This is a genomic window from Streptomyces sp. TLI_105 (assembly GCF_900105415.1).
Taxonomy (GTDB): domain Bacteria; phylum Actinomycetota; class Actinomycetes; order Streptomycetales; family Streptomycetaceae; genus Streptomyces.
The window spans coordinates 4,848,559-4,868,382 of the sequence record NZ_FNSM01000001.1 but is presented as its reverse complement, the minus strand read 5'-3'; the positions used below and the strand labels follow the sequence as shown (position 1 = coordinate 4,868,382).

The window sequence follows — 19,824 nt, the reverse complement described above, 5'->3', positions numbered from 1 at the left end:
ACCCCTTTCCCCCGGGGCGGGTCTGACAGATGTGGCGATAGTTGCTCGACACGTCGACGCCGCGGCTGCTTGACTCGTCGGTCCACCTGGGGAGGGGAGGCGCAGTCGTGCGCAGTGGGGCGAAGGTCGCGATCGTCGGGGGCGTGTTCGCCGTCGTGGCGAGTGGGGTCGGGTACGGGGGCTACAACCTCTGGAACGGGATCACGGGCGGTGAGACCTCCGTGGGCGCCAAGGCCGGTGACGCGCCGAAGACGGGGCCCGTCACCCCCGAGGAGGTCTCGGCCACCGCGAAGGACTTCCTGGCCGCCTGGGCCGCCGGGGAGCCGGAGCGGGCGGCCCAGCTGACGGACGACCCGGTCACGGCCGGCACCGCGGTCGCCGCGTACCGGGAGGACGCCAAGGTCTCGAAGGCGGTCATCACGCCGGGGACGGCCGTCGGCGCGAAGGTGCCCTTCACGGTGAGGGCGACGATCACGTACGAGGACGTGTCCAAGGAGTGGTCGTACGCCTCCGAGCTGACCGTGGTGCGCGGCCGGACCACCGGCCGGCCGCTCGTGAGGTGGCAGCCGACCGTGCTCCACCCGAAGCTGACCGCCGCCGGCGCCCTGCGGACGGGCGTCGCGAAGACCGCCGAGGTGAAGGCCGTCGACCGGGACGGCGTGGAGCTGACGGCGGAGAAGTACCCCTCGCTGCGGCCGGTCCTGGCCGAGCTGCGCAAGCGGTACGGGACGAAGGTCGACGGCACCGCCGGCGTCGAGACGTGGATCGAGTCGGGCAGCGAGAGCGTCGCCGACACCCCTCTCCTCGTCCTGCGGAAGGGGAAGCCCGGCACCCTGAGGACCACCATCGACGCGGATGTCCAGGCGGCGGCCGAGAAGGCGGTCAAGGACTTCGGCTCGGCCTCGGTGGCCGCGATCGAGCCGTCGACGGGAGCGATACGGGCGGTCGCCAACAATCCCGCCAAGGAGTTCAACACCGCGTTCATGGGGCAGCAGGCCCCCGGCTCGACGATGAAGATCGTCACGGCGACGATGATGATGCAGAACGGTCTGGCGACGCCCGGCAGCCGGGTCGAGTGTCCTCCCGACGTCCTGTCGAGGGGCAGGACCTTCCAGAACCTCCGCAGGTTCAGCATCACCGGCGGCACCCTCACCGACGCCTTCCGCCGCTCCTGCAACACCGCTTTCATCAAGGCGATCAGCAAGCTCAGCGACAAGGGCATCGCGGACACCGCCCTCGGCGCGACCGCCCGCGACTCCTTCGGCATCGGCCAGACGTGGAACATCGGCGTCCAGGCCTCGGACGGCTCCGTGCCCGAGTCCGCGGGCGCCGAGACGCCCGCCTCGTACATCGGCCAGGGCAAGATCACGATGAGCGCCCTGAACGTCGCCTCGCTCTCCGCGACCGCGAAGAACGGCGGCTTCCTCCAGCCGTACCTGGTGGCGCGGGAGCTCGACGACCGTGAGTTCGCGACGGCGGACCGGCTCTCCCCCGAGGTCGCCTCCGGACTGCGCCGGATGATGAACGCGGCGGCGACGAACGGCACCGCCGCGGAGGCGATGAGCGGCGTCCCCTCCCCCAAGGGCGCCAAGACCGGCTCCGCCGAGCTCGACAACCAGGCGGTGTCGAACAGCTGGTTCACCGGCTACTCGGGCGACCTCGCGGCCGCGGCCGTCGTCCAGGCGGGCGGACACGGCGGCGACGCGGCCGGCCCGGTGGTCGCGCAGGTGCTGAAGGCGGGGTGATCCTCGCCGGAACCCGGTCGCGTGGCCCGTACACCGACCGCTAGCGTGCGGGCCATGACGACTGACGAGGACACCGCTTCCGCCGCCCATCCCCAGTTCGCCGCCGCCCTTCGGGAGCTGGGTCTCGACGTCGAGATCCGCCGCTTCCCGGACGAGACCCGCACCGCGCAGCAGGCCGCCGACGCCATCGGCTGCGGGGCCGCGGAGATCGTGAAGTCGCTGGTCTTCGCGGCCGACGGCGTGCCGGTCCTCGTCCTGATGGACGGCGCGTCACGGGTGGACGTCGAGCGGGTGCGGCAGGAGCTGGGTGCGGAGAAGGTGACCCGGGCGGACGCGAAGGCGGTCCGGGAGACGACGGGGTACGCGATCGGGGGCGTGCCGCCGTTCGGGCACCGGACCAGGACGCGGGTCCTCGCCGACCGGGGCGTCCTCGACCACCCGGTGGTGTGGGCGGCGGCGGGCACCCCGCACACGGTCTTCGCGATGGACCCGAAGGCGCTGGTCGCGCACGCCGGCGGCACGCTGGTGGACGTCCGCGAGCCCTCCGCGTGACGCCGCTCGTCACGCTCGCGGTCCTCGTCGCGGCCGTCACGCACGCCGGCTGGAACGCGATCGCGCACGGCATCAAGGACCAGTTGCTCTCCTTCACGCTGATCTCCGGCGGCGGGGCGCTGATCGGCATGGCCGTGGCCTGCTTCGTGCCGCTGCCGGCGGCGGGGGCGTGGCCGTACCTGCTCGCGTCGGCGCTCCTGCACATCGGCTACTACGCCCTGCTGATGCGCTCGTTCAGTCTCGGCGACTTCGGCCAGATGTACCCGATCGCGCGCGGGACGGCCCCGCTGGTCGTGACCGTCCTCGCGGCGGTCTTCGTCCACGAGGTGCCGGACGGCTGGCAGTTGCTCGGGGTGGCGGTGGCCTGCGCGGGCCTGACGGGCCTCGCCCTGTGGGGCATCCGGGGCAAGGACGCCCGCCCGCACTGGCCCGCGCTGCTCGCGGCGGGCGCGACGGGCCTGTCGATCGCCCTCTACACGGTCGTGGACGGCGTCGGCGTCCGCGCCTCCGGCACCCCGCTCGGCTACATCGGGTGGCTGATGATCCTGGAGGGCCTGGCGATCCCGGCGTACGCCCTCTGGACCCGCCGCGCGGCGCTCCTCCCCCAGCTCCGCCCGTACGCGGCCCGGGGCCTGCTCGGCGCGGCCCTCTCGGTGGCGGCGTACGCCCTCGTCCTGTGGGCCCAGACGAAGGCCCCCCTGGCCCCGATCGCCGCCCTGCGCGAGTCCTCCATCATCGTGGGCGCGGCCATCGGCGCCCTCTTCTTCAAGGAACGCTTCGGCGCCCCGAGGATCGCGGCGGCGGGCCTGATGGTGGTGGGGATCGGGCTGATGCTGCACGCGGGGTGAGGGGGCGGGGTCGGTACGCGGGGCGAGCGGGGGGGGCTCAGTCGCCCTTCCGCGTGGTGTGAGCCGTACGCGGGTGGCGGTCGCCCCGTGCTCCGGTGCGCCGACCGTGTCACCTCGCCCTCGCGCCGCCCCTCGGTGATCGGCTAGGTTCGCAGTTCTCGTCGAGGGGTGGGAATTCATGGGTCAGCTGATCGCCGTCGCGGTCATCACGGTTCTGGCTGTCATCAGCCCCGGCGCGGACTTCGCCATGACCGTCCGCAACAGCTATCTGTACGGGCGGACGGCCGGCGTCCTCGCGGCGGTCGGGATCGCGGCGGGCGTGCTCGTCCACGTCACGTACACCATGCTGGGCGTCGGCCTGCTCGTCTCCCGCACCCCGGCACTGTTCACGGCGATGAAGCTGGTCGGCGCCGCCTACCTGGTGTACATCGGGTACAAGACCTTCACGACCAAGTCCCAGGTGGACGTGGACCTTTCGGACGACGCCGGGATGACGAAGGCCGGGGCGCTGCGCACCGGGTTCCTGACCAACGCGCTCAACCCGAAGACGATGCTCTTCGTGCTGAGCACGTACACGCAGGTCGTCAGCGCCGACACCCCGGTCTTCCAGCAGGTCGGCTACGGCCTGTTCATGTCGTTCGCCCACCTGGTGTGGTTCGGGCTCGCCGCCGTCCTCTTCTCCAACTCCGCCCTGCGGACGCGGCTGTTGCGGCGACAGGGCGTGCTCAACAAGGTCATCGGGACCGTGCTCGTCGGGCTCGGGATGGCGCTGGCGCTGACGCCCGCCATGGCCTGACGCCGTCGGGCGGTGGACACACCCGTCGTCAGTCCGTGGACACGCGCTCGGCGCGCGGCTCGGCGATCGCCCGGTAGTCCTCGGTGGACAGGGCGATCGAACGGTCGAGCCGGGCGGCGTTGAAGAAGAGCTCCGGGTGCTCCAACAGGGCGGGATCCACGAGCAGTTCGAGGCGCTCGTCGAAGGCGAAGGGGAGGATGGTGCCGCTCGGGGAGCCCGCGAGTTCCTCGGCGATCTCCGGGGAGGCGAAGGAGACGTACGTGCCGCCGTACAGCGCCTTCACGGCGGCGAGGTCGACGCGCCGGTCGCCCGGTACGACGACGAGCGCGAAGCGCTTCTCCTTCTTGCCGATCTTCACCATGGCGATGATGCACTTGGCCGCTTGGGCCAGGGTGTTGCCCCGCAGCGCGCTGACCGCCTCGGTGGCGCCCTCGGGGGCGTGCTCGATCACCCGGTAGGTGGCGCCGCGCTCGTCGAGCAGGGCGATCAGCTTCTCGTACGTGTCGTGCATGGAGTCCATCCGCCGTGCTCCCCTTGTGACTTGTGTACGTCTCCGGCTCGTCGACCCTACTCGCCCAGGGCCCGTCTTCCGGATCAGGCCGCGAGCCCGGCCCGATCCGGAAGACAGGCCCTGAGGCGGCGTCGGAGCGCCGTCGGCCTCAGGCCTCCGTCACCGAGCGGACCGCGCGCACCAGCGCCTGGGCGCGCGGGTCGGCCGTGACCGTCTTGCGCATGCCGTTGGTGACGTACCCGAAGGCGATCCCCGCGTCCGGGTCGGCGAAGCCGAGGGAGCCGCCGCGGCCGGGATGACCGAAGGAGGACGGGCCGAGGAGCGGGGAGGCCGGTCCGTGCAGCATGTGGCCGAGGCCGAAGCGCGTGCCGACGAGCAGCACCTTGTCCAGGCCCGCGGACTCCTCGGTGCGGGCGAGGGTCAGGGTGGCGGGGGCGAAGAGGCGCTCGGTGCCGTCGAGGGGGCCGAGGGTGGCGGCGTAGAAGCGGGAGAGGGCGCGGGCGGTGGCGACACCGGCCGAGCCGGGGAGTTCGGCGGCCCGGTAGACCGGGTCGTTCTCGTCGGGCTTGGGGTCGATGGCGCCGAAGGCGCGCCGGGTGAGGGACCCGGGGTCCTGGTAGGCCTCGGTGACGGAGCGCTTGGGGCGGAGCTTGAGCGCGCCGCCGCCCGGCGGGTCGACCTCCTCGACGGGGCCGAGCCGGCCGACGCGGTGGGCCTCGGCGTCGGGCAGGCCGATCCACAGGTCGAGGCCGAGGGGGCCGGTGATCTCCTCGGCGACCCAGCGGCCGATGGTGCGGCCGGTGACCCGGTGGACCAGGCCGGAGAGGAGCCAGCTGAAGGTGTGGGCGTGGTAGCCGTGGGCGGTGCCGGGCTCCCAGACGGGCTCCTGGGCGGCTATCGCCCCGGTCGCCGTCGGCAGGTCGACCGCCTCGGCGAGGCTGAGGGGCCGGTCGAGGACGGGCACCCCGGCCCGGTGGGCGAGGAGCTGCCGCACGGTCACCCGGTCCTTGCCGTGGGCCTTGAAGTCGGGCCAGTACGTGGCGACGGGGGCGTCCAGGTCGAGCAGTCCGCGCTGGTGCAGCAGCAGGGGGACGGCGGCGGCGACGCCCTTGGTGGCCGAGCGAACGACCTGGGCGGTGTCGGCGGTCCACGGGTCCGTGCCGTCGGCGTCGCGGCTGCCCGCCCACAGGTCGACGACCTTGACGCCGCCCCGGTGGACGGCGACGGCCGCGCCGCGCTCGCCGCGCTGCTCGAAGTTGCGCAGGAACGCGTCCCTGACGGGCTCCCAGCCCGCCGCCACCGTGCCCTGGACGTCCACGTCCCCACTCCTCACTTCGCCGATCCGACTCTCCATGGTGCAACGCGGCGGGCGGAGGACGGATTCCGGGGGCCTCAGGCGACGGAACTCGGCACGAAGCCGAACGGCAGCTCCAGACGGTGCCGGGCCATCAGCTCCTCGTCGGCGAGGATCCCGGCGGTCGGCCCGTCGGCGGCGATGACGCCCTCGCTGAGGATCACCGAGCGCGGGCAGAGCTCCAGGGCGTACGGCAGGTCGTGGGTGACCATCAGAACGGTGACGTCGAGCGTCCGGAGGATGTCGGCGAGCTCGCGGCGCGAGGCCGGGTCCAGGTTGGAGGACGGCTCGTCGAGGACGAGGATCTCGGGCTCCATGGCGAGGACGGTCGCGACGGCGACCCGGCGGCGCTGCCCGAAGGAGAGGTGGTGCGGGGGCCGGTCGGCGAACTCGGCCATCCCGACCCGGTCGAGGGCCTTGCGGACGACGGCGTCGAGCTCGGTGCCCCGGACGCCGGCGGCGGCCGGCCCGAAGGCCACGTCCTCGCGGACGGTCGGCATGAACAGCTGGTCGTCGGGGTCCTGGAAGACGATGCCGACCTTGCGGCGGATCTCGGCCATGTGCTTCTTGCCGACGGGCAGCCCGGCGACGGTGACGGTGCCCGCGCCGCCGGTGAGGATGCCGTTGAGGTGGAGGACGAGGGTGGTCTTGCCGGCGCCGTTGGGGCCGAGGAGGGCGACCCGTTCGCCGCGCCCCACGGTCAGGTCCACGCCGAAGAGGGCCTGGTGACCGTCGGGGTAGGCGTACGCGAGGCCGGAGACGTCGAGGGAGGGCGGCGGGGTGGTCATGTGGTCGTCCATCCGAGGAGGCAGATCAGGAGTGCGGAGAGCGGCAGGGCGGCGGCCCGCGCCCACTGGGCGCGGGTGGCGGTCACCTCGTCGATGACCGGCATGGTGCCGGTGTAGCCGCGGCTGACCATGGCGAGGTGGACGCGTTCGCCGCGCTCGTACGAGCGGATGAAGAGCGCGCCGGCGGACTTGGCGAGGACGCCCCAGTGGCGGACGCCCTTCGCCTCGAAGCCGCGCGAGCGGCGGGCGACGGACATGCGGCGCATCTCGTCGGTGATGACGTCGCCGTACCGGATCATGAACGAGGCGATCTGGACGAGCAGCGGCGGCAGCTTGAGGCGCTGGAGGCCGAGGACCAGGGCCCGCAGTTCGGTGGTGGAGGCGAGGAGCACGGAGGCGGCGACGCCGAGGGTGCCCTTGGCGAGGACGTTCCAGGCGCCCCACAGGCCGGGGACGCTCAGCGAGACACCGAGGACCTGCGTCTGCTCGCCGGGGACCACGAAGGGCATGAGCAGCGCGAAGGCGACGAACGGGATCTCGATGAGCAGCCGCTTGAGGAGGAAGCCGGCCGGGATCCGGGCCTTCGCCGCGACGGCCGCGAGGAGCGCGGCGTAGAGGGCGAAGGCCCAGACGGCCTCGCGGGGCGTCGAGACGACGACCACGACGAAGCCGAGGACGGCGGCGAGCTTGGTGTGCGGGGGCAGCTCGTGCACGGGCGAGTGCCCGTGCCGGTAGAGCTTGTGCGCGTGCCCCGCTCCCACGTCAGGCCTCCAGGGCGGCGGTCTTGCGGCGGCGCACGACCCAGAAGGCGCCGGTGCCGACGGCGAGGGTGGCGCCGACGCCGATCGCGCCGGCGAGGCCGCCGGAGAGGCGGGGGGCCTCGATGCCCTTGACGCCGTAGTCGGCGAGCGGGGAGTCCGCGGCGGCGTGTTCCTCGACGTTCTTGTCGATGCCCTGGTCGGCGGCGACCTTCTCCAGGCCGTCGGGGCTGGCGGAGGCGTAGAAGGAGACGAAGCCGGCGAGGACGAGGGCGGTGACGACGCCGCCGATCCACAGCTTCTTCGGGGAGCCGTCGGCCGCCGGGGCGGCGGGGGCGGCGTCGACGAGCTCGCCGTCGACGCGGAGCTTGAGCGGCGCGGTCAGGCCGCGGGCGCCGTACACCAGGTCGGGGCGGACGGCGACGACGGCACCGACGGTCAGCATGGTGATGACGGCCTCGCCGACGCCGATGAGGACGTGCACGCCGACCATGGCCGTGAGGACCTTGGAGACGGGGACGTCGGTGGTGCCGCCGATCGCGTAGACGAGGGTGAAGACGGCGGCCGCGGCCGGTACGGAGACGAGCGCGGCGGCGAACGAGGCCACGGTCACCGAGCGGCGGGTGCGCGGCAGGACGAGGACCAGGCCGCGGAAGAGGGCGTAGGCGACGACGACGGTGACGACGCCCATGACCGTGATGTTCACGCCGAGGGCGGTGAGGCCGCCGTCGGCGAAGAGGATGCCCTGCATGAGCAGGACGACGGCGATGCACAGGACGCCGGTCCAGGGCCCTACGAGAATCGCGGCGAGCGCCCCGCCGAGGAGGTGGCCGCTGGTGCCGGCGGCCACGGGGAAGTTCAGCATCTGCACGGCGAAGATGAAGGCCGCGACGAGCCCGGCGAGGGGCGCGGTCCGCTCGTCCAGTTCGCGGCGGGCTCCGCGGAGGCCGACGGCGACGGCGCCGGCGGCGACGACACCGGCGGCGGCCGATACGGGGGCGTTGATGAATCCGTCAGGTACATGCACGTTCGGAATGATAGAGCGCTCTTGCGAAGAGCTTGCAAGAGCGCATCAGTCACAGAACCCCGGCGCGTGACCCCGCCCACACTCTCGGTCGCCCGCGCATGCGCCGTGCACCCACCGGGAAGGAGTGGGACATTGGTAGACAAGAGGACAAAAGGTGAGGAGTCACCATGGCCGCCGTAGACGAACACGTGATCGACGACCATGCCAAGGGGCGGATCATCAGCGACGCCCCCCTCTCCCGCCCCGTCCCCGTGGCCCTCCGCTACGACCCCGACGGCTCCCCCGAGACCGTCCGCTTCGTCTTCCCGGGCGCCGTCGAGTGGTCCTTCCCGCGCACCGTCCTGGAGACGGGGATGCGCACCCCGACCCGCCGCGGCGACATCGGCGTCTGGCCCTGCGGCCGGGTGCAGACCGTCGTCGAGCTCCACCAGGACGACGGGGTCACGGTCGTGCAGTTCGACACCACCGCCCTGCTGCGCTTCCTCAAGCACACGTACGCCGCCAGTACGTCGATGACGACACACTGACGGCGTACGGGGACCAGCCCGGGGATCAGGCCTTCACGAGGTCCGGCTTCGCGGCACCGGGCCCACCGGCGGGCTCGGCGAGTCCCTCGCCCTCCACGTCCACGTCCGGCAGGATCCGGTCCAGCCACTTCGGCAGCCACCAGGCCTTGCGGCCGAGGAGCGCCAGGACGGCCGGGACGATCGCCATGCGGACCACGAAGGCGTCGAAGAGGACGGCGGCCGCCAGGCCGAAGCCGATCATCTTGATCATCTGGTCGTCCATGCCGATGAAGCCGGAGAAGACCGCGATCATGATCACCGCGGCGGCGGTGACCACCCGGGCGCTGTGCCGGAAGCCGGTCACGATCGCCTCGCCGGGCCGCTGTCCGTGCACGTACGCCTCGCGCATCCGGGTGACGAGGAAGACCTCGTAGTCCATCGCGAGGCCGAAGACGACGCCCACCATGAAGATCGGCATCATCGACATGATCGGGCCGGTCTGCTCGACGCCGAAGAGACCGCCGAGCCAGCCCCACTGGAAGACCGCGACGACCGCGCCGAGGGCCGCGACCACCGAGAGCAGGAAGCCGAGGGCCGCCTTCAGGGGGACGAGGACCGAGCGGAAGACGAGGGTCAGGAGCACGAAGGCGAGGCCGACGACGAGCGCCAGGTACGGCACGAGCGCGTCGTTCATCTTCTGCGAGAAGTCGATGTTCATCGCGGTGGCGCCGGTGACCAGGACGTCGTCGCCCGTGGCGTCGCGGATGTCGTGGACCAGGTCCTCGGTGGCCGCCGAGGACGGCCGGTCCTTCGGGACCACGGTGATCATCGCGGCGTCGCCGGCCTTGTTCGGGGTCGCCGGGGTGACCGCCGCCCAGCCGTCGAGGCCCTTGATCGTGGAGACCGTCCGGTCGGCGGTCGCCTTGTCGCCGTCCACGACGACCAGCAGCGGGCCGTTGAAGCCGGGGCCGAAGCCGTCGGACAGCGTGTCGTACGCCCGGCGCTCGGTGGTGGAGGTGGGCTTCACGCCGTCGTCCGGCAGGCCCATCTCCAGGGAGGCGGCGGGCACGGCGATCGCACCGAGGCCGAGGACGCCGACGATCAGCACCATCAGCGGGCGGCGGATGACGAAACGGGCCCAACGGGTGCCGCCGTTGGGCTTGTCGCTCGCCTCGGCGGCGCCCTTGCGCTGCTTGCGGCTGACGACCTTGTCGCCCGCGAAGCCGAGCAGGGCGGGGATGAGGGTGAGCGCGATGAGGACCGCGATCACGACCGTGCCGGCGGCGGCGAAGCCCATCTTCGTCAGCATCGGGATGTTGACGACGGCCAGGCCGACCAGGGCGATGACGACGGTGAGCCCGGCGAAGACGACGGCGGAGCCGGCCGTGCCGACCGCGCGCCCGGCGGCGTCCTCCTTCGTACGGCCCTCGGCGAGCTCCGAGCGGTAGCGGGAGACGATGAAGAGGGCGTAGTCGATGCCGACGGCGAGGCCGATCATCGACGCGAGCGTGGAGGTGGTGGTGCCGAGGTCCAGGACGCTGGCGAGCGCGGTGACCGTCGAGACGCCGATGCCGACGCCGATGATCGCGGTGAGCAGCGGGAGCCCGGCCGCGACGAGCGAGCCGAAGGTGATGACGAGCACGATGCCCGCGAGGACGATGCCGATGGCCTCGCTCGCACCCTGCTCCGGCATGCTCTGGAGGGCGTCGCCGCCGACCTCGACGGTCAGCCCCTTGCCCTGGGCGCCCAGCCCGGCCTGGGTCAGCGCCTCGCGCGTCTCGTCGGTCAGCTCCATGGCGTTGACCTTGTAGGAGACCGAGACGTAGGCGGTGGAGCCGTTCTGGGAGACGGCGTGCGCGGTGTACGGGTCGGTGACCTGGACGATCTGGTCCGAGCCGGACCTGAGCGCGGCGACGGTCTCCTCGACGACGGCCTTGTGGGCCGGGTCGGTCATCTTCTGGCCCTCGGGGGCCTTGAAGACGACGCGGGCGGTGGCCCCGTCGGCTCCGGCGCCCGGGAAGCGCTCTTCGAGCAGGTCGAAGGCGCGCTGGGCCTCGGTGCCGGGGATCGAGAAGGAACTGGAGGTGGCGGTGGGTGCGGTGGCGGCACCGACGCCGGCGATCGCGAGGAGCGCCACCCAGAGGAGGGCGACGAGCCGTCGGCGCCGGAAGGCGGTGCGACCCAGCTTGTAGAGGAACGTGGCCACGGGGGCGTACTCCCGGTGTGGGGTGGGACAGGGCATGGGGAGCCGGCCCGACGGCGTGAGCGGTTCGTCGTCAGGTGGAGAGAAATCAGGTGGAGAGAAAGGGGTGGAGCGGGGTCAGACGCCGAGTGAGGGGAGCACGACGGCGTCGACGTAGGCACTGAGGAACGCGCGGTCGACCGGCTGATCGTCGATCAGCGGGCGGGCGATGAAGGCACCGATCAGCATGTGCGGGACGAGCTTCAGCGCCGGGTTGCCCGCGTCGACCTCGCCCCTGCGGACCGCTCGGCGCAGCAGTTCGTCGAGGCCGGTCATCTCGGGTTCGATGAGCAGCTCGCGCAGCGCCCGGTGCAGGTCGGGGTGGGTGTGGACGGCATGGGCCAGACCCCGCATCAGCGCGGAGTCCTTCTCCATCTGGCAGTCGTCGGTCCGCTCCATCAGCTCGTGGAAGTCGCCGCGCAGGGAGCCGGTGTCGATCTCGGAGAGATCGGCCGGCTTGTTGGCGCGCAGCGCCCGGGCGACCAGCTCGGGCTTGCTCCCCCACTGGCGGTAGAGGGTGGCCTTGCTGGAGTGGGTGCGGGCGGCGACGGCGTCCATGGTGAGGGCGTCGTAGCCGACCTCGCGGAGGAGGTCGAGCACGGCCGCGTACAGCTCGGACTCCCGCTCGGGAGTGAGTCTGGTGCGTGCCATGGCCGTGGCTCCGATCCGACGAAGAGGCGAACGAAACGGTTTCGTACAGTACGAAGATACCCCCGCCTCCAGCGAAACGAAACCGTTTCGTACGTGTCCTGAGCCACACGCCGAACCGGAACGCACACCCGTACGAGTTGCCTCACCCCCTCAGCGCGGAAAGCATGGGGAGGTGAGTGACGACGTCGCGTATCTCCGTTTTCCGCACCTCCACGACGACCTGCTGTGCTTCGCCGCCGAGGACGACCTGTGGGTCGCCCCGCTCGTCCCCGAGGGTCACCGCCCCGGCCGGGCCTGGCGCCTCACCGTCGACCGGACGCGGGTCGGCCACCCGCGCTTCTCGCCGGACGGTCGGCACATCGCGTACACGAACTGGCGCAGCCTCGACCCCGAGATCCACCTCGTCCCCATCGGCGGCGGCCCCGCCCGGCGGCTCAGCTACTGGGGCTCCACCGACACCCGGGTCTGCGGCTGGACGCCTCCCGACAAGGACGGCCGCTCCGACATCCTCGCCGTCTCCTCGCACGGGCAGCCCTTCTCGTACTACTCCTGGGCCTACACCGTCCCCACCGACGGCTCCCCCGGCCTCCGCATGCCCTGGGGCCCCGTCTCGGACATCGCCCTCACCGACGACCCCGCCATCTGCGGGGACGGCGCCGAGCGCCGCACCCTCCTCCTCACCGGCAAGCCGCCGCACGAGCCGGCCGCCTGGAAGCGGTACCTCGGCGGCGCCACCGGCCGCCTCTGGCTCCACGGGGAGCGGCTGTTGCCCGACCTCGGCGGCCACCTCGACTGCGCCATGGTCGTCGACGGCCGCATCGCCTTCCTCTCCGACCACGAGGGCATCGGCAACCTCTACTCCTGCCTGCCCGACGGCACCGACCTGCGCCGCCACACCGACCACGACGACTTCTACGCCCGGCACGCCTCCAGCGACGGACACCGGGTCGTCTACCAGTGCGCGGGCGAGCTGTGGACCGTCGACGCCCTCACCGCCGACTCCCGCCCCCGCAAGCTGGAGGTGCGGCTCGGCGGCCAGCGCGTCGGCCGCCGCTCCTACCAGGTGCCGGCCGCCCACCACGTCGACGCCGTCTCCGTCGACGAGACCGGCCGGGCCTCCGCCGTCTCCGTGCGCGGCAGCCTCTACTGGCTCACCCACCGAGACGGCCCCGCCCGCACCATCATCGACACCCCCGGCGTCCGCGTCCGGCTCCCCGAGATGCTCGGCAGCGGCGGCCAGGTCGCCTACGTCACCGACGCCGAGGGCGAGGACGCCGTCGAGGTCGCCTATCTGCCGCGCGCCAGCGGCGACCGGCCGCCCCGCAGGCTCGCCTCGGGCGCCCTCGGCCGGGTCGAGGAACTCGTCTCCGACCCCGACGGCGAGCGCCTCGCGATCGCCTCCCACGACGGCCGGCTCCTCCTCCTGACCGTGTCCGAAGAGGCGGCCGCCGCCGCGGGCACGGAGGAGCCCGACGGCGAGGTGACGGAACTGATCAGGTCCGTCAACGGCCCCGTCCGCGACCTCGCCTTCTCCCCCGACGGCGACTGGCTGACCTGGTCCCACCCGGGCATCGGCCGCTCCCTGCGCTCCATCAAGATGGCCCGGATCTCCGGCCCCGGCCCCCGCACCGTCGTCGACGTCACCAACGGGCGCTTCGAGGACGAGAACCCGGTCTTCACCCGCGACGGCCGCTACCTCGCCTTCCTCTCCTGGCGCGGCTTCGACCCGGTGTACGACGTGCACACCGGCGACCTGTCCTTCCCGCTCGGCTGCCGCCCCTACCTCGTCCCGCTCTCCTCCGCCACGCCCTCCCCCTTCGCGCTCCTCCCCGACGGGCGCCCGGCGGCCGGCGGCCTCGACCCCGCCGACGACGACACCGAGACCGGCGACGGCACGGTCACCGTCGAGATCGAGGGCCTCCCCGACCGGGTCACCCCCTTCCCGGTCGCCGCCTCCAAGTACTCGGCGCTGCACCCGGTCAGCGGCGGCGGCCTGGTCTGGCTGCGCTGGCCCATCTCGGGCGCGCTCGGCGAGACCTTCGCCAACCCGGCCGACACCTCGGGCAAGCCCACCCTGGAGCACTTCTCCATCACCAAGGCCCGCAAGAGCGAACTCGCCAAGGACCTCGACTGGTTCGCGGTCAGCGGCGACGGCACCCGGCTCGTCGTCGCCGACGAGGGCGAACTGCGGGCCGTGCCCGCCACCGAGCCCGGCGACGGCGACTCCACCGTCTACCTGGACCTGCGGCGCATCCTGCACGAGATCGACCCCGGCGCCGAATGGCGGCAGGCCTTCGACGAGGCCGGCCGGATCGTCCGCGCCTACTTCTGGGAGCCCGACATGGGCGGCGTCGACTGGACGGCCGTCCTCGACCAGTACCGGCCCCTCGTCGAACGGGTCGCCTCCCCCGACGAGTTCGCCGACCTGCTCCGCGAGGTGATGGGCGAACTCGGCACCTCGCACGCGTACGTCACCCCCGCCCGCCGCAACGAGGGACCGCCGCACTACCAGCGGCCCATGGGCCTCCTCGGCGCCAACCTCGTGCCCCGCGAGGCCGGCTGGACCGTGAAGCGCATCCTGCCCGGCGAGTCCTCCGACTCCAAGGCCCGCTCCCCGCTCGCCGGCACCGGCATCCGCGAGGGCGCCGTCCTCACCCACGTCGACGGCCGGCCCGTCGACCCCGTCACCGGCCCGTACCCGCTGCTCTCCGGCACCGGCGGCACCACCGTCGAGCTCACCTTCGTCCCCGCCGAGGGCGAGGGCCGCGCCCGCCGCGTCGCCGTCGTCCCCCTCATCGACGAGCGCCCCCTGCGCTACCAGGACTGGGTCGCCAAACGCCGTGCGGTCGTCCGCGAGGTCAGCGGCGGCCGCTGCGGCTACCTCCACATCCCCGACATGGGCGGCTCCGGCTGGGCCCAGTTCAACCGCGACCTGCGCATGGAGGTCTCCCGGCCCGCCCTCATCGTCGACGTCCGCGGCAACGCCGGCGGCAACATCAGCGAACTCGTCATCGAGAAACTGACCCGCAGGATCCTCGGCTGGGACCTCACCCGGAACGCCCAGCCCGTCAGTTACGCCTCCAACGCCCCGCGCGGCCCCGTCGTCGCCCTCGCCGACGAGGCCACCTCCTCCGACGGCGACATGATCACCGCCGCCTTCAAACTCCTCGGCCTCGGCCCCGTCGTCGGACAGCGCACCTGGGGCGGGGTCGTCGGCATGACCGGCCGCCACCGGCTCGGCGACGGCACCCAGATCACGGTGCCGATGAACGCGGCCTGGTTCCCCGAGTACGGCTGGTCCCTGGAGAACCACGGCGTCGAACCCGACCTCGCGATCCTCCGCACCCCCCTCGACTGGGCCGAGGGCCGGCACGCCCAGCTCGACGACGCGGTCCACGTCGCCCTCGCCCTCCTGGACGAGACCCCGGCGGCGAGCCCCCCGGGCTACGAGTCCCTCCCGGACCGCTCCCGCCCGAAACTGCCACCGAGGCCGGAGAACGACTAGGGGGTGTCCGGCGGGTCGGGGTCGGAGAGGGCCGCGGCGTCCGGGTCGGGTCAGGCGGTGGCGGTGGTCAGGACCAGGTCCAGCTCATAGGCGGTGCCCGGTTCGCCGTCGTCGAGGGTCACGCTCCCCACGGCCCCGAAGCCGGCCCGGGCGAGCACCGCGCTCGACGCGTCGTTGCCCAGGGCCACGAAGGCGGTCAGCCGGCTGAGCCCGTACTCCTCGACGGCCAGCCGGCACACCTCCCGCACCCCCCGGGTGGCGATCCCCCGCCCGGTCGCCTTCGCGGCGAGCCGGAAGCCGAGCTCGGCGCTGCCCGCGCCGGTGTCCACGTCGACCAGGTTGACCCGCCCGACTATCTCCCCGCCCTCCGCGACGAGCACGTGGAAGCGGATCTCGCCCGCCTCCTGCGCCTCGATCAGCTCCCGGTGCCTGTCGTCGAACTCCTCGAAGTACGCGTCGCCCCGGTCGGGCACCCGCGCGGCGAAGAACCCCCGGTTCTCCCGCTCGAAGGCGAGCAGGGCGGGGGCGTGATCGGGTCGGAGACGCTCAAGTACGGCCATGACGATCACCGTACGAAGATCCGGCGGGGAACGCGCGGGAGTTACGCGACAAGATCCGAATACGGGCACGCGTCTCCAGGCGCACGACCCCGGGCACGCATCTCCAGGCCCGCGTCCCCGGGCACGCATCTCCAGGCCCGCCTCCCCGGGCGCACGGCCCCGAGCACGCGGCCCCGGCCGCGCGCGAAGGCGCACCCGGTCTCCCGGGTGCGCCTCCTTCAAGGACGTGCCGGCGTCAGGCGCCGCGGTCCTGGTCCATGTCCAGGTCCATGCGGTCCTCGGCCTCCTGCCGGGCCCGGCGGGTCTCCTCGTCGGAGCGCTCGCGGCCCTTGGTGGCGCGCTCGGACGCCTGGCCCTTCGCCTTGTCGGCGGCCTGTCGCGCCTGCTCCTTGAGCTGCTGCGCCTTGTCCTGGAACTGGTCCTTCATGCCCATGGAAGTTCTCTCCTAGAAGGGTGAAAGGGGGCCGGGGCGGGGTGCCCCTCCGGCCTCGACCAGCCTCGCACGAGCGAACATTCCACGCATTTCGATCAGTTACGGAGGGCTACCGCGCGGAGGAGCCCTCCGCCCGCGCCTGCTCGTCGGCCGCCCCGCCCGCGCCCACCAGCCCCTTGGAGACCGAGCCCAGGCGCGGCTCGAAGCGCCGCATCTCCCGCTGCCCCACCGTGGCGATCAGGCCCGGCAGATAGCCTCGGACCGACTGCATCCCGCGCAGCCACCACTGGGCGTACACATGGGCCGAGCGCCGCTCGATGCCCGCCACGATCCGGTCGACGGCCGGGCCCAGGGGGTACGTGCGGTTCGAGGGCCACGGCAGCCGTTGCCGCAGCTCCTTCATCACGTCGTCCTGGTCCGCGCCCCGCACCATGTCCGTGTCGGTCCAGGACAGATAGCCGACGCCGACCTTCACGCCCTTGTACGCGACCTCGGCGCGCAGACTGTGCGCGAAGGCCTCGACGCCCGACTTCGAGGCGCAGTACGCCGTCATCATCGGGGCGGGCGTGATCGCGGCGAGCGAGGCGATCTGGAGGAAGTACCCGCGCGACTCCATGAGGACGGGCAGGAAGGCCCGGCCGGTGACGGCGCCGCCGATGAGGTTGACCTCGATGACCCGCCGCCAGGCGACCGGGTCGGAGTCGACGAACGGACCGCCCGCCGCCACACCGGCGTTGGCGACGACGATGTCGACCTTCCCGAACCGCTCCTTCACCTCCGCCGCGACCCGGGCCATCGCCTCGTGGTCGGTGACGTCGGCGTGCCACCAGTCGGCCTCCGTGTGCAGCCGCCCGGCGACCTCCTTGAGCTGCTCCGGCTCCAGACCGACGAGCGCGATCTTCGCACCGCGCGCCGAGAGCTTGCGGGCGAGGAGCTCCCCGACCCCCCGGGCCCCACCGGTGACGACCGCGACCTGCCCTTCCAGGCTCACCCTGCTCATGCCCCTGCCTCCTCGTTCTCCTTCACGCCCAGGTACGTGAGGGTCAGTTCGCGGATCTGCGCGGTGACGGCCTCCGGGGCCTCCACCGGTGTCATGTGGCCCATGCCTGCCAGCTCGACGAACCCCGTGCAGTGCGGCAGCGCCTCCGCCATCGCGCGGGAGTGGACGGCCGGGGTGAGCCGGTCGGCGGTGCCGACGAGCACGGCCGCCGGGACCCGGAGCTCCCGCAGCCCCGCCTCCAGGTCGAGCCCGGCCAGGACCTGCGACCAGCCGTACCGGGCGCCGCGCGGGCAGGCGTGCACGATCCGCGCGCAGGCCTCGACCCGCTCCGGCGCCGAACCCGGTCCCATCGTCGCGTACTTCAGGATCTTCTTCGACACGGCGTTGACCGGGCCGAGCGGTGCCTTCGCGCCGAGGACGGCCGCCGTCAGCCGGCTCCGCAGCCCGCCGGGCCGGAGCGGTACGACGGTGGCCTCCGCGGTCAGCCGCGAGGGTCCCGTGGAGCAGAGCAGGACGGCGGCGGCGTGCTGCCGGAAGCCGGGCCGCTCGGCGGCCGCCATGACCGTCATGCCGCCCATGGAGTGGCCGGCCAGGACGGCCCGCTCGCCGGGGCCGAGGGTGGCCGCGAGCACCGCCTCCAGGTCGTCGGCGAGCGCCGTCGTCGAGTAGCCCGAGCCGCCGGTCGCGGCGGGCGCGGGGGACCGGCCGTGACCGCGCTGGTCGTAGGCGATGACCCGGTGGTCGGCGGCGAGGGACCGTATCTGCTCGGCCCAGAAGGCGATCGAGCAGGTCCAGCCGTGGGACAGGACCACGGCGGGCGCGCCCTCGGGGCCGTACACCTCGACGTGGATCGGGGAGCCGTCGGCGGAGACGGCGGTGAGCGTGCGGGACTCGGGCAGCGAGGTCAGGTGCCGGCTCACTGGGCGGCCTCCTTCTTCTTCGAGGGACGGAGGGCCGCGGGCGCGGTCCGGGGGGCGCGGATCACCTCGTACTCGGAGAGGTCGACCTGTCGGGTCTCGCGCCGGAACTCGGCCGTGGTGCCCGGCCACAGGGTGGTGTTGCGGCCGTTGGCGTCGAGGTACCAGCTGTCGCAGCCGCCGGCCTTCCACACGGTCCGCTCCATCCGGGCCTGGACCTTGCGGTTCCAGGCGTTCACGGCGGAGGGGCGGACGGCGAGGGCGGCGCGGCCGCCGAGGACGTCGAGCTGGCGGAGGTAGTCGGCCATGTAGTTCAGCTGGGACTCGATCATGAGGATCATGGAGGAGTTCCCGAGGCCGGTGTTCGGCCCGATGATCATCATGAGGTTGGGGAAGCCGCCCGCGGTGGCCCCGCGCAGCACCTGGACCCCGTCCTTCCAGGACTCGGCCAGCGTGTGGCCCTCGGCGCCGACGACCCGCTCGGCGATCGGGATGTCGGTGACGTGGAAGCCCGTGCCGAAGACGATCGCGTCGACCTCGGTCTCGGTGCCGTCGGCGGCGATCACGGTCGAGCCGCGGACCTCGCGAAGGCCGGAGGCGACGACGTCGACGTTGGGCCGGGCGAGCGCCGGGTAGTACGTGTTGGACAGCAGGATCCGCTTGCAGCCGATGCGGTACGAGGGGGTCAGCCTGGCCCGCAGCTCCGGGTCCTTGATTGACCGGGCGATGTTGGCCTTGGCGAGCTTCTCGACCAGTCCCAGCTCGCCCGGATGCTTGGTGAAGGCGCCGACCTGGAGCTCGCGGATGCCCCAGAGGATGCCCCGGCGCAGGGTCGCCGTGGCGGGGAGCGTCCGGTGCAGCCAGCGCTCGGCGCCGCTGATCGCGCGGTCCATGCGGGGCATGACCCACGGGGGCGTGCGCTGGAAGAGGGTGAGCCTCCCGACCTCGCGCTGGATCTCGGGCACGATCTGGATGGCGGAGGCGCCGGTGCCGACCATGGCGACGCGCTTGCCGCGGAGGTCGTAGTCGTGGTCCCAGCGGGCCGAGTGGAAGACCTTGCCGGGGAAGTCGGCGAGACCCGGGATGTCGGGGATCCGGGGGTCGGAGAGCGGTCCGGCGGCGGAGACGAGGACCTCGGCGCTGAAGGTGCCGCCGCTGGTCTCGATCTCCCAGCGCAGCGTCTCCGCGTCCCACCGCGCCTTCAGCATCTCGTGGTTCAGCCGGAGGTGCGGACGGATCCCGAAGGTGTCCGTGACGTGCTCCAGGTAGGCGCGGATGTGGCGCTGCCCGGAGAAGGTGCGGGGCCAGTCCGGGTTGGGCGCGAAGGAGAAGGAGTAGAGGTGGGAGGGGACGTCGCAGGCGCAGCCGGGGTAGCTGTTGTCGCGCCAGGCGCCGCCCACGGAGTCGGCCCGCTCCAGGACGACGAAGTCGGTGATCCCCTCGCGGCGCAGCCGGACGGCGGCTCCGATGCCGCCGAATCCCGATCCGATCACCGCCACCCGTACGTGCTCGTGCTTCGCCATGCCGCCTCCCGTGCGCCCGGCCAAGATTCCGCCAGCAATCACTGGCACGGTTGGACTGTAGAGCAGCTCCATACCGAGCGGTAGGGGTACGACGAGGGAAAGTTACCG

18 protein-coding genes are annotated in these 19,824 nt (G+C 72.7%); 6 read left to right on the top strand and 12 right to left on the bottom strand.

From position 1 onward, the window contains the following. Window positions 1–107: 107 nt before the first annotated feature. From BLW86_RS22340 to BLW86_RS22325, 4 genes are all read left to right on the top strand, one after another. Window positions 108–1,745 carry a penicillin-binding transpeptidase domain-containing protein gene (locus tag BLW86_RS22340; RefSeq protein ID WP_093875679.1) on the top strand — a complete coding sequence of 546 codons (1,638 nt, stop codon included), beginning with the start codon at window positions 108–110 and terminating at the stop codon, window positions 1,743–1,745. A gap of 54 nt (window positions 1,746–1,799) precedes the next feature. Continuing rightward, window positions 1,800–2,297: a YbaK/EbsC family protein gene (locus BLW86_RS22335; RefSeq protein ID WP_093878806.1), complete on the top strand. Its 498-nt coding sequence runs from the start codon at window positions 1,800–1,802 to the stop codon at window positions 2,295–2,297. Then, entirely contained in the window at window positions 2,294–3,145 is an 852-nt protein-coding gene (locus tag BLW86_RS22330) for an EamA family transporter (protein WP_093875678.1), read from the top strand. Before BLW86_RS22335 ends, BLW86_RS22330 begins: the two co-directional genes overlap by 4 nt. A 178-nt stretch (window positions 3,146–3,323) precedes the next feature. Continuing rightward, window positions 3,324–3,941 (top strand): LysE family translocator, encoded by a 618-nt coding sequence (locus BLW86_RS22325; RefSeq protein WP_093875677.1) that lies wholly within the window; start codon window positions 3,324–3,326, stop codon window positions 3,939–3,941. A gap of 28 nt (window positions 3,942–3,969) precedes the next feature. On the opposite strand, the gene BLW86_RS22320 is transcribed toward BLW86_RS22325, so the two are convergent. The 5 genes from BLW86_RS22320 to BLW86_RS22300 all read right to left on the bottom strand — a co-directional run bounded on the left by BLW86_RS22320 (window position 3,970) and on the right by BLW86_RS22300 (window position 8,379). Then, window positions 3,970–4,461 carry a YbaK/EbsC family protein gene (locus BLW86_RS22320; protein ID WP_093875676.1) on the bottom strand — a complete coding sequence of 164 codons (492 nt, stop codon included), beginning with the start codon at window positions 4,459–4,461 and terminating at the stop codon, window positions 3,970–3,972. Between the two features lie 139 nt (window positions 4,462–4,600). Beyond that, window positions 4,601–5,806, bottom strand: a complete 1,206-nt coding sequence (locus BLW86_RS22315; RefSeq protein WP_093875675.1) for a serine hydrolase domain-containing protein — start codon at window positions 5,804–5,806, stop codon at window positions 4,601–4,603. 38 nt (window positions 5,807–5,844) lie between these two features. Continuing rightward, a complete protein-coding gene (locus BLW86_RS22310) occupies window positions 5,845–6,594 on the bottom strand; it encodes an energy-coupling factor ABC transporter ATP-binding protein (RefSeq protein ID WP_093875674.1) in 750 nt (249 codons plus the stop codon). Beyond that, complete coding sequence (cbiQ, locus tag BLW86_RS22305) at window positions 6,591–7,355, bottom strand: cobalt ECF transporter T component CbiQ (RefSeq protein ID WP_093875673.1); 765 nt, start codon at window positions 7,353–7,355, stop codon at window positions 6,591–6,593. The genes BLW86_RS22310 and cbiQ overlap by 4 nt, the downstream gene beginning before the upstream one ends. Window position 7,356: 1 nt before the next feature. Beyond that, window positions 7,357–8,379, bottom strand: coding sequence for an energy-coupling factor ABC transporter permease (locus BLW86_RS22300; RefSeq protein WP_093875672.1), 1,023 nt, complete (start codon window positions 8,377–8,379; stop codon window positions 7,357–7,359). A 167-nt stretch (window positions 8,380–8,546) separates the two neighbouring features. On the opposite strand from BLW86_RS22300, the gene BLW86_RS22295 reads away from it, so the two are divergent. Then, on the top strand, window positions 8,547–8,906 hold the full coding sequence (locus BLW86_RS22295) for an SsgA family sporulation/cell division regulator (RefSeq protein ID WP_093875671.1): 360 nt from the start codon (window positions 8,547–8,549) through the stop codon (window positions 8,904–8,906). Between the two features lie 25 nt (window positions 8,907–8,931). Here the strand turns inward: BLW86_RS22295 and BLW86_RS22290 are convergent, their stop codons facing one another. Further along, window positions 8,932–11,091 (bottom strand): MMPL family transporter, encoded by a 2,160-nt coding sequence (locus BLW86_RS22290; RefSeq protein ID WP_093875670.1) that lies wholly within the window; start codon window positions 11,089–11,091, stop codon window positions 8,932–8,934. Window positions 11,092–11,205: 114 nt separating this feature from the next. Then, window positions 11,206–11,778: a TetR/AcrR family transcriptional regulator gene (locus BLW86_RS22285; protein ID WP_093875669.1), complete on the bottom strand. Its 573-nt coding sequence runs from the start codon at window positions 11,776–11,778 to the stop codon at window positions 11,206–11,208. Between the two features lie 172 nt (window positions 11,779–11,950). Between BLW86_RS22285 and BLW86_RS22280 the strand changes: the two genes are divergently transcribed. Continuing rightward, window positions 11,951–15,283 (top strand): S41 family peptidase, encoded by a 3,333-nt coding sequence (locus BLW86_RS22280; RefSeq protein ID WP_093875668.1) that lies wholly within the window; start codon window positions 11,951–11,953, stop codon window positions 15,281–15,283. Window positions 15,284–15,333: 50 nt separating this feature from the next. On the opposite strand, the gene BLW86_RS22275 is transcribed toward BLW86_RS22280, so the two are convergent. From BLW86_RS22275 to BLW86_RS22255, 5 genes are all read right to left on the bottom strand, one after another. Beyond that, window positions 15,334–15,843 (bottom strand): GNAT family N-acetyltransferase, encoded by a 510-nt coding sequence (locus tag BLW86_RS22275; protein ID WP_093878805.1) that lies wholly within the window; start codon window positions 15,841–15,843, stop codon window positions 15,334–15,336. A gap of 235 nt (window positions 15,844–16,078) precedes the next feature. Next, a complete protein-coding gene (locus BLW86_RS22270; protein ID WP_093875667.1) occupies window positions 16,079–16,276 on the bottom strand; it encodes a hypothetical protein in 198 nt (65 codons plus the stop codon). A gap of 109 nt (window positions 16,277–16,385) precedes the next feature. Next, entirely contained in the window at window positions 16,386–17,276 is an 891-nt protein-coding gene (locus tag BLW86_RS22265; RefSeq protein ID WP_093875666.1) for an SDR family oxidoreductase, read from the bottom strand. Continuing rightward, window positions 17,273–18,196, bottom strand: coding sequence for an alpha/beta fold hydrolase (locus tag BLW86_RS22260; protein WP_093875665.1), 924 nt, complete (start codon window positions 18,194–18,196; stop codon window positions 17,273–17,275). The genes BLW86_RS22265 and BLW86_RS22260 overlap by 4 nt, the downstream gene beginning before the upstream one ends. Further along, window positions 18,193–19,716, bottom strand: coding sequence for a flavin-containing monooxygenase (locus BLW86_RS22255; protein WP_093875664.1), 1,524 nt, complete (start codon window positions 19,714–19,716; stop codon window positions 18,193–18,195). Before BLW86_RS22255 ends, BLW86_RS22260 begins: the two co-directional genes overlap by 4 nt. Window positions 19,717–19,824 lie beyond the last annotated feature (108 nt).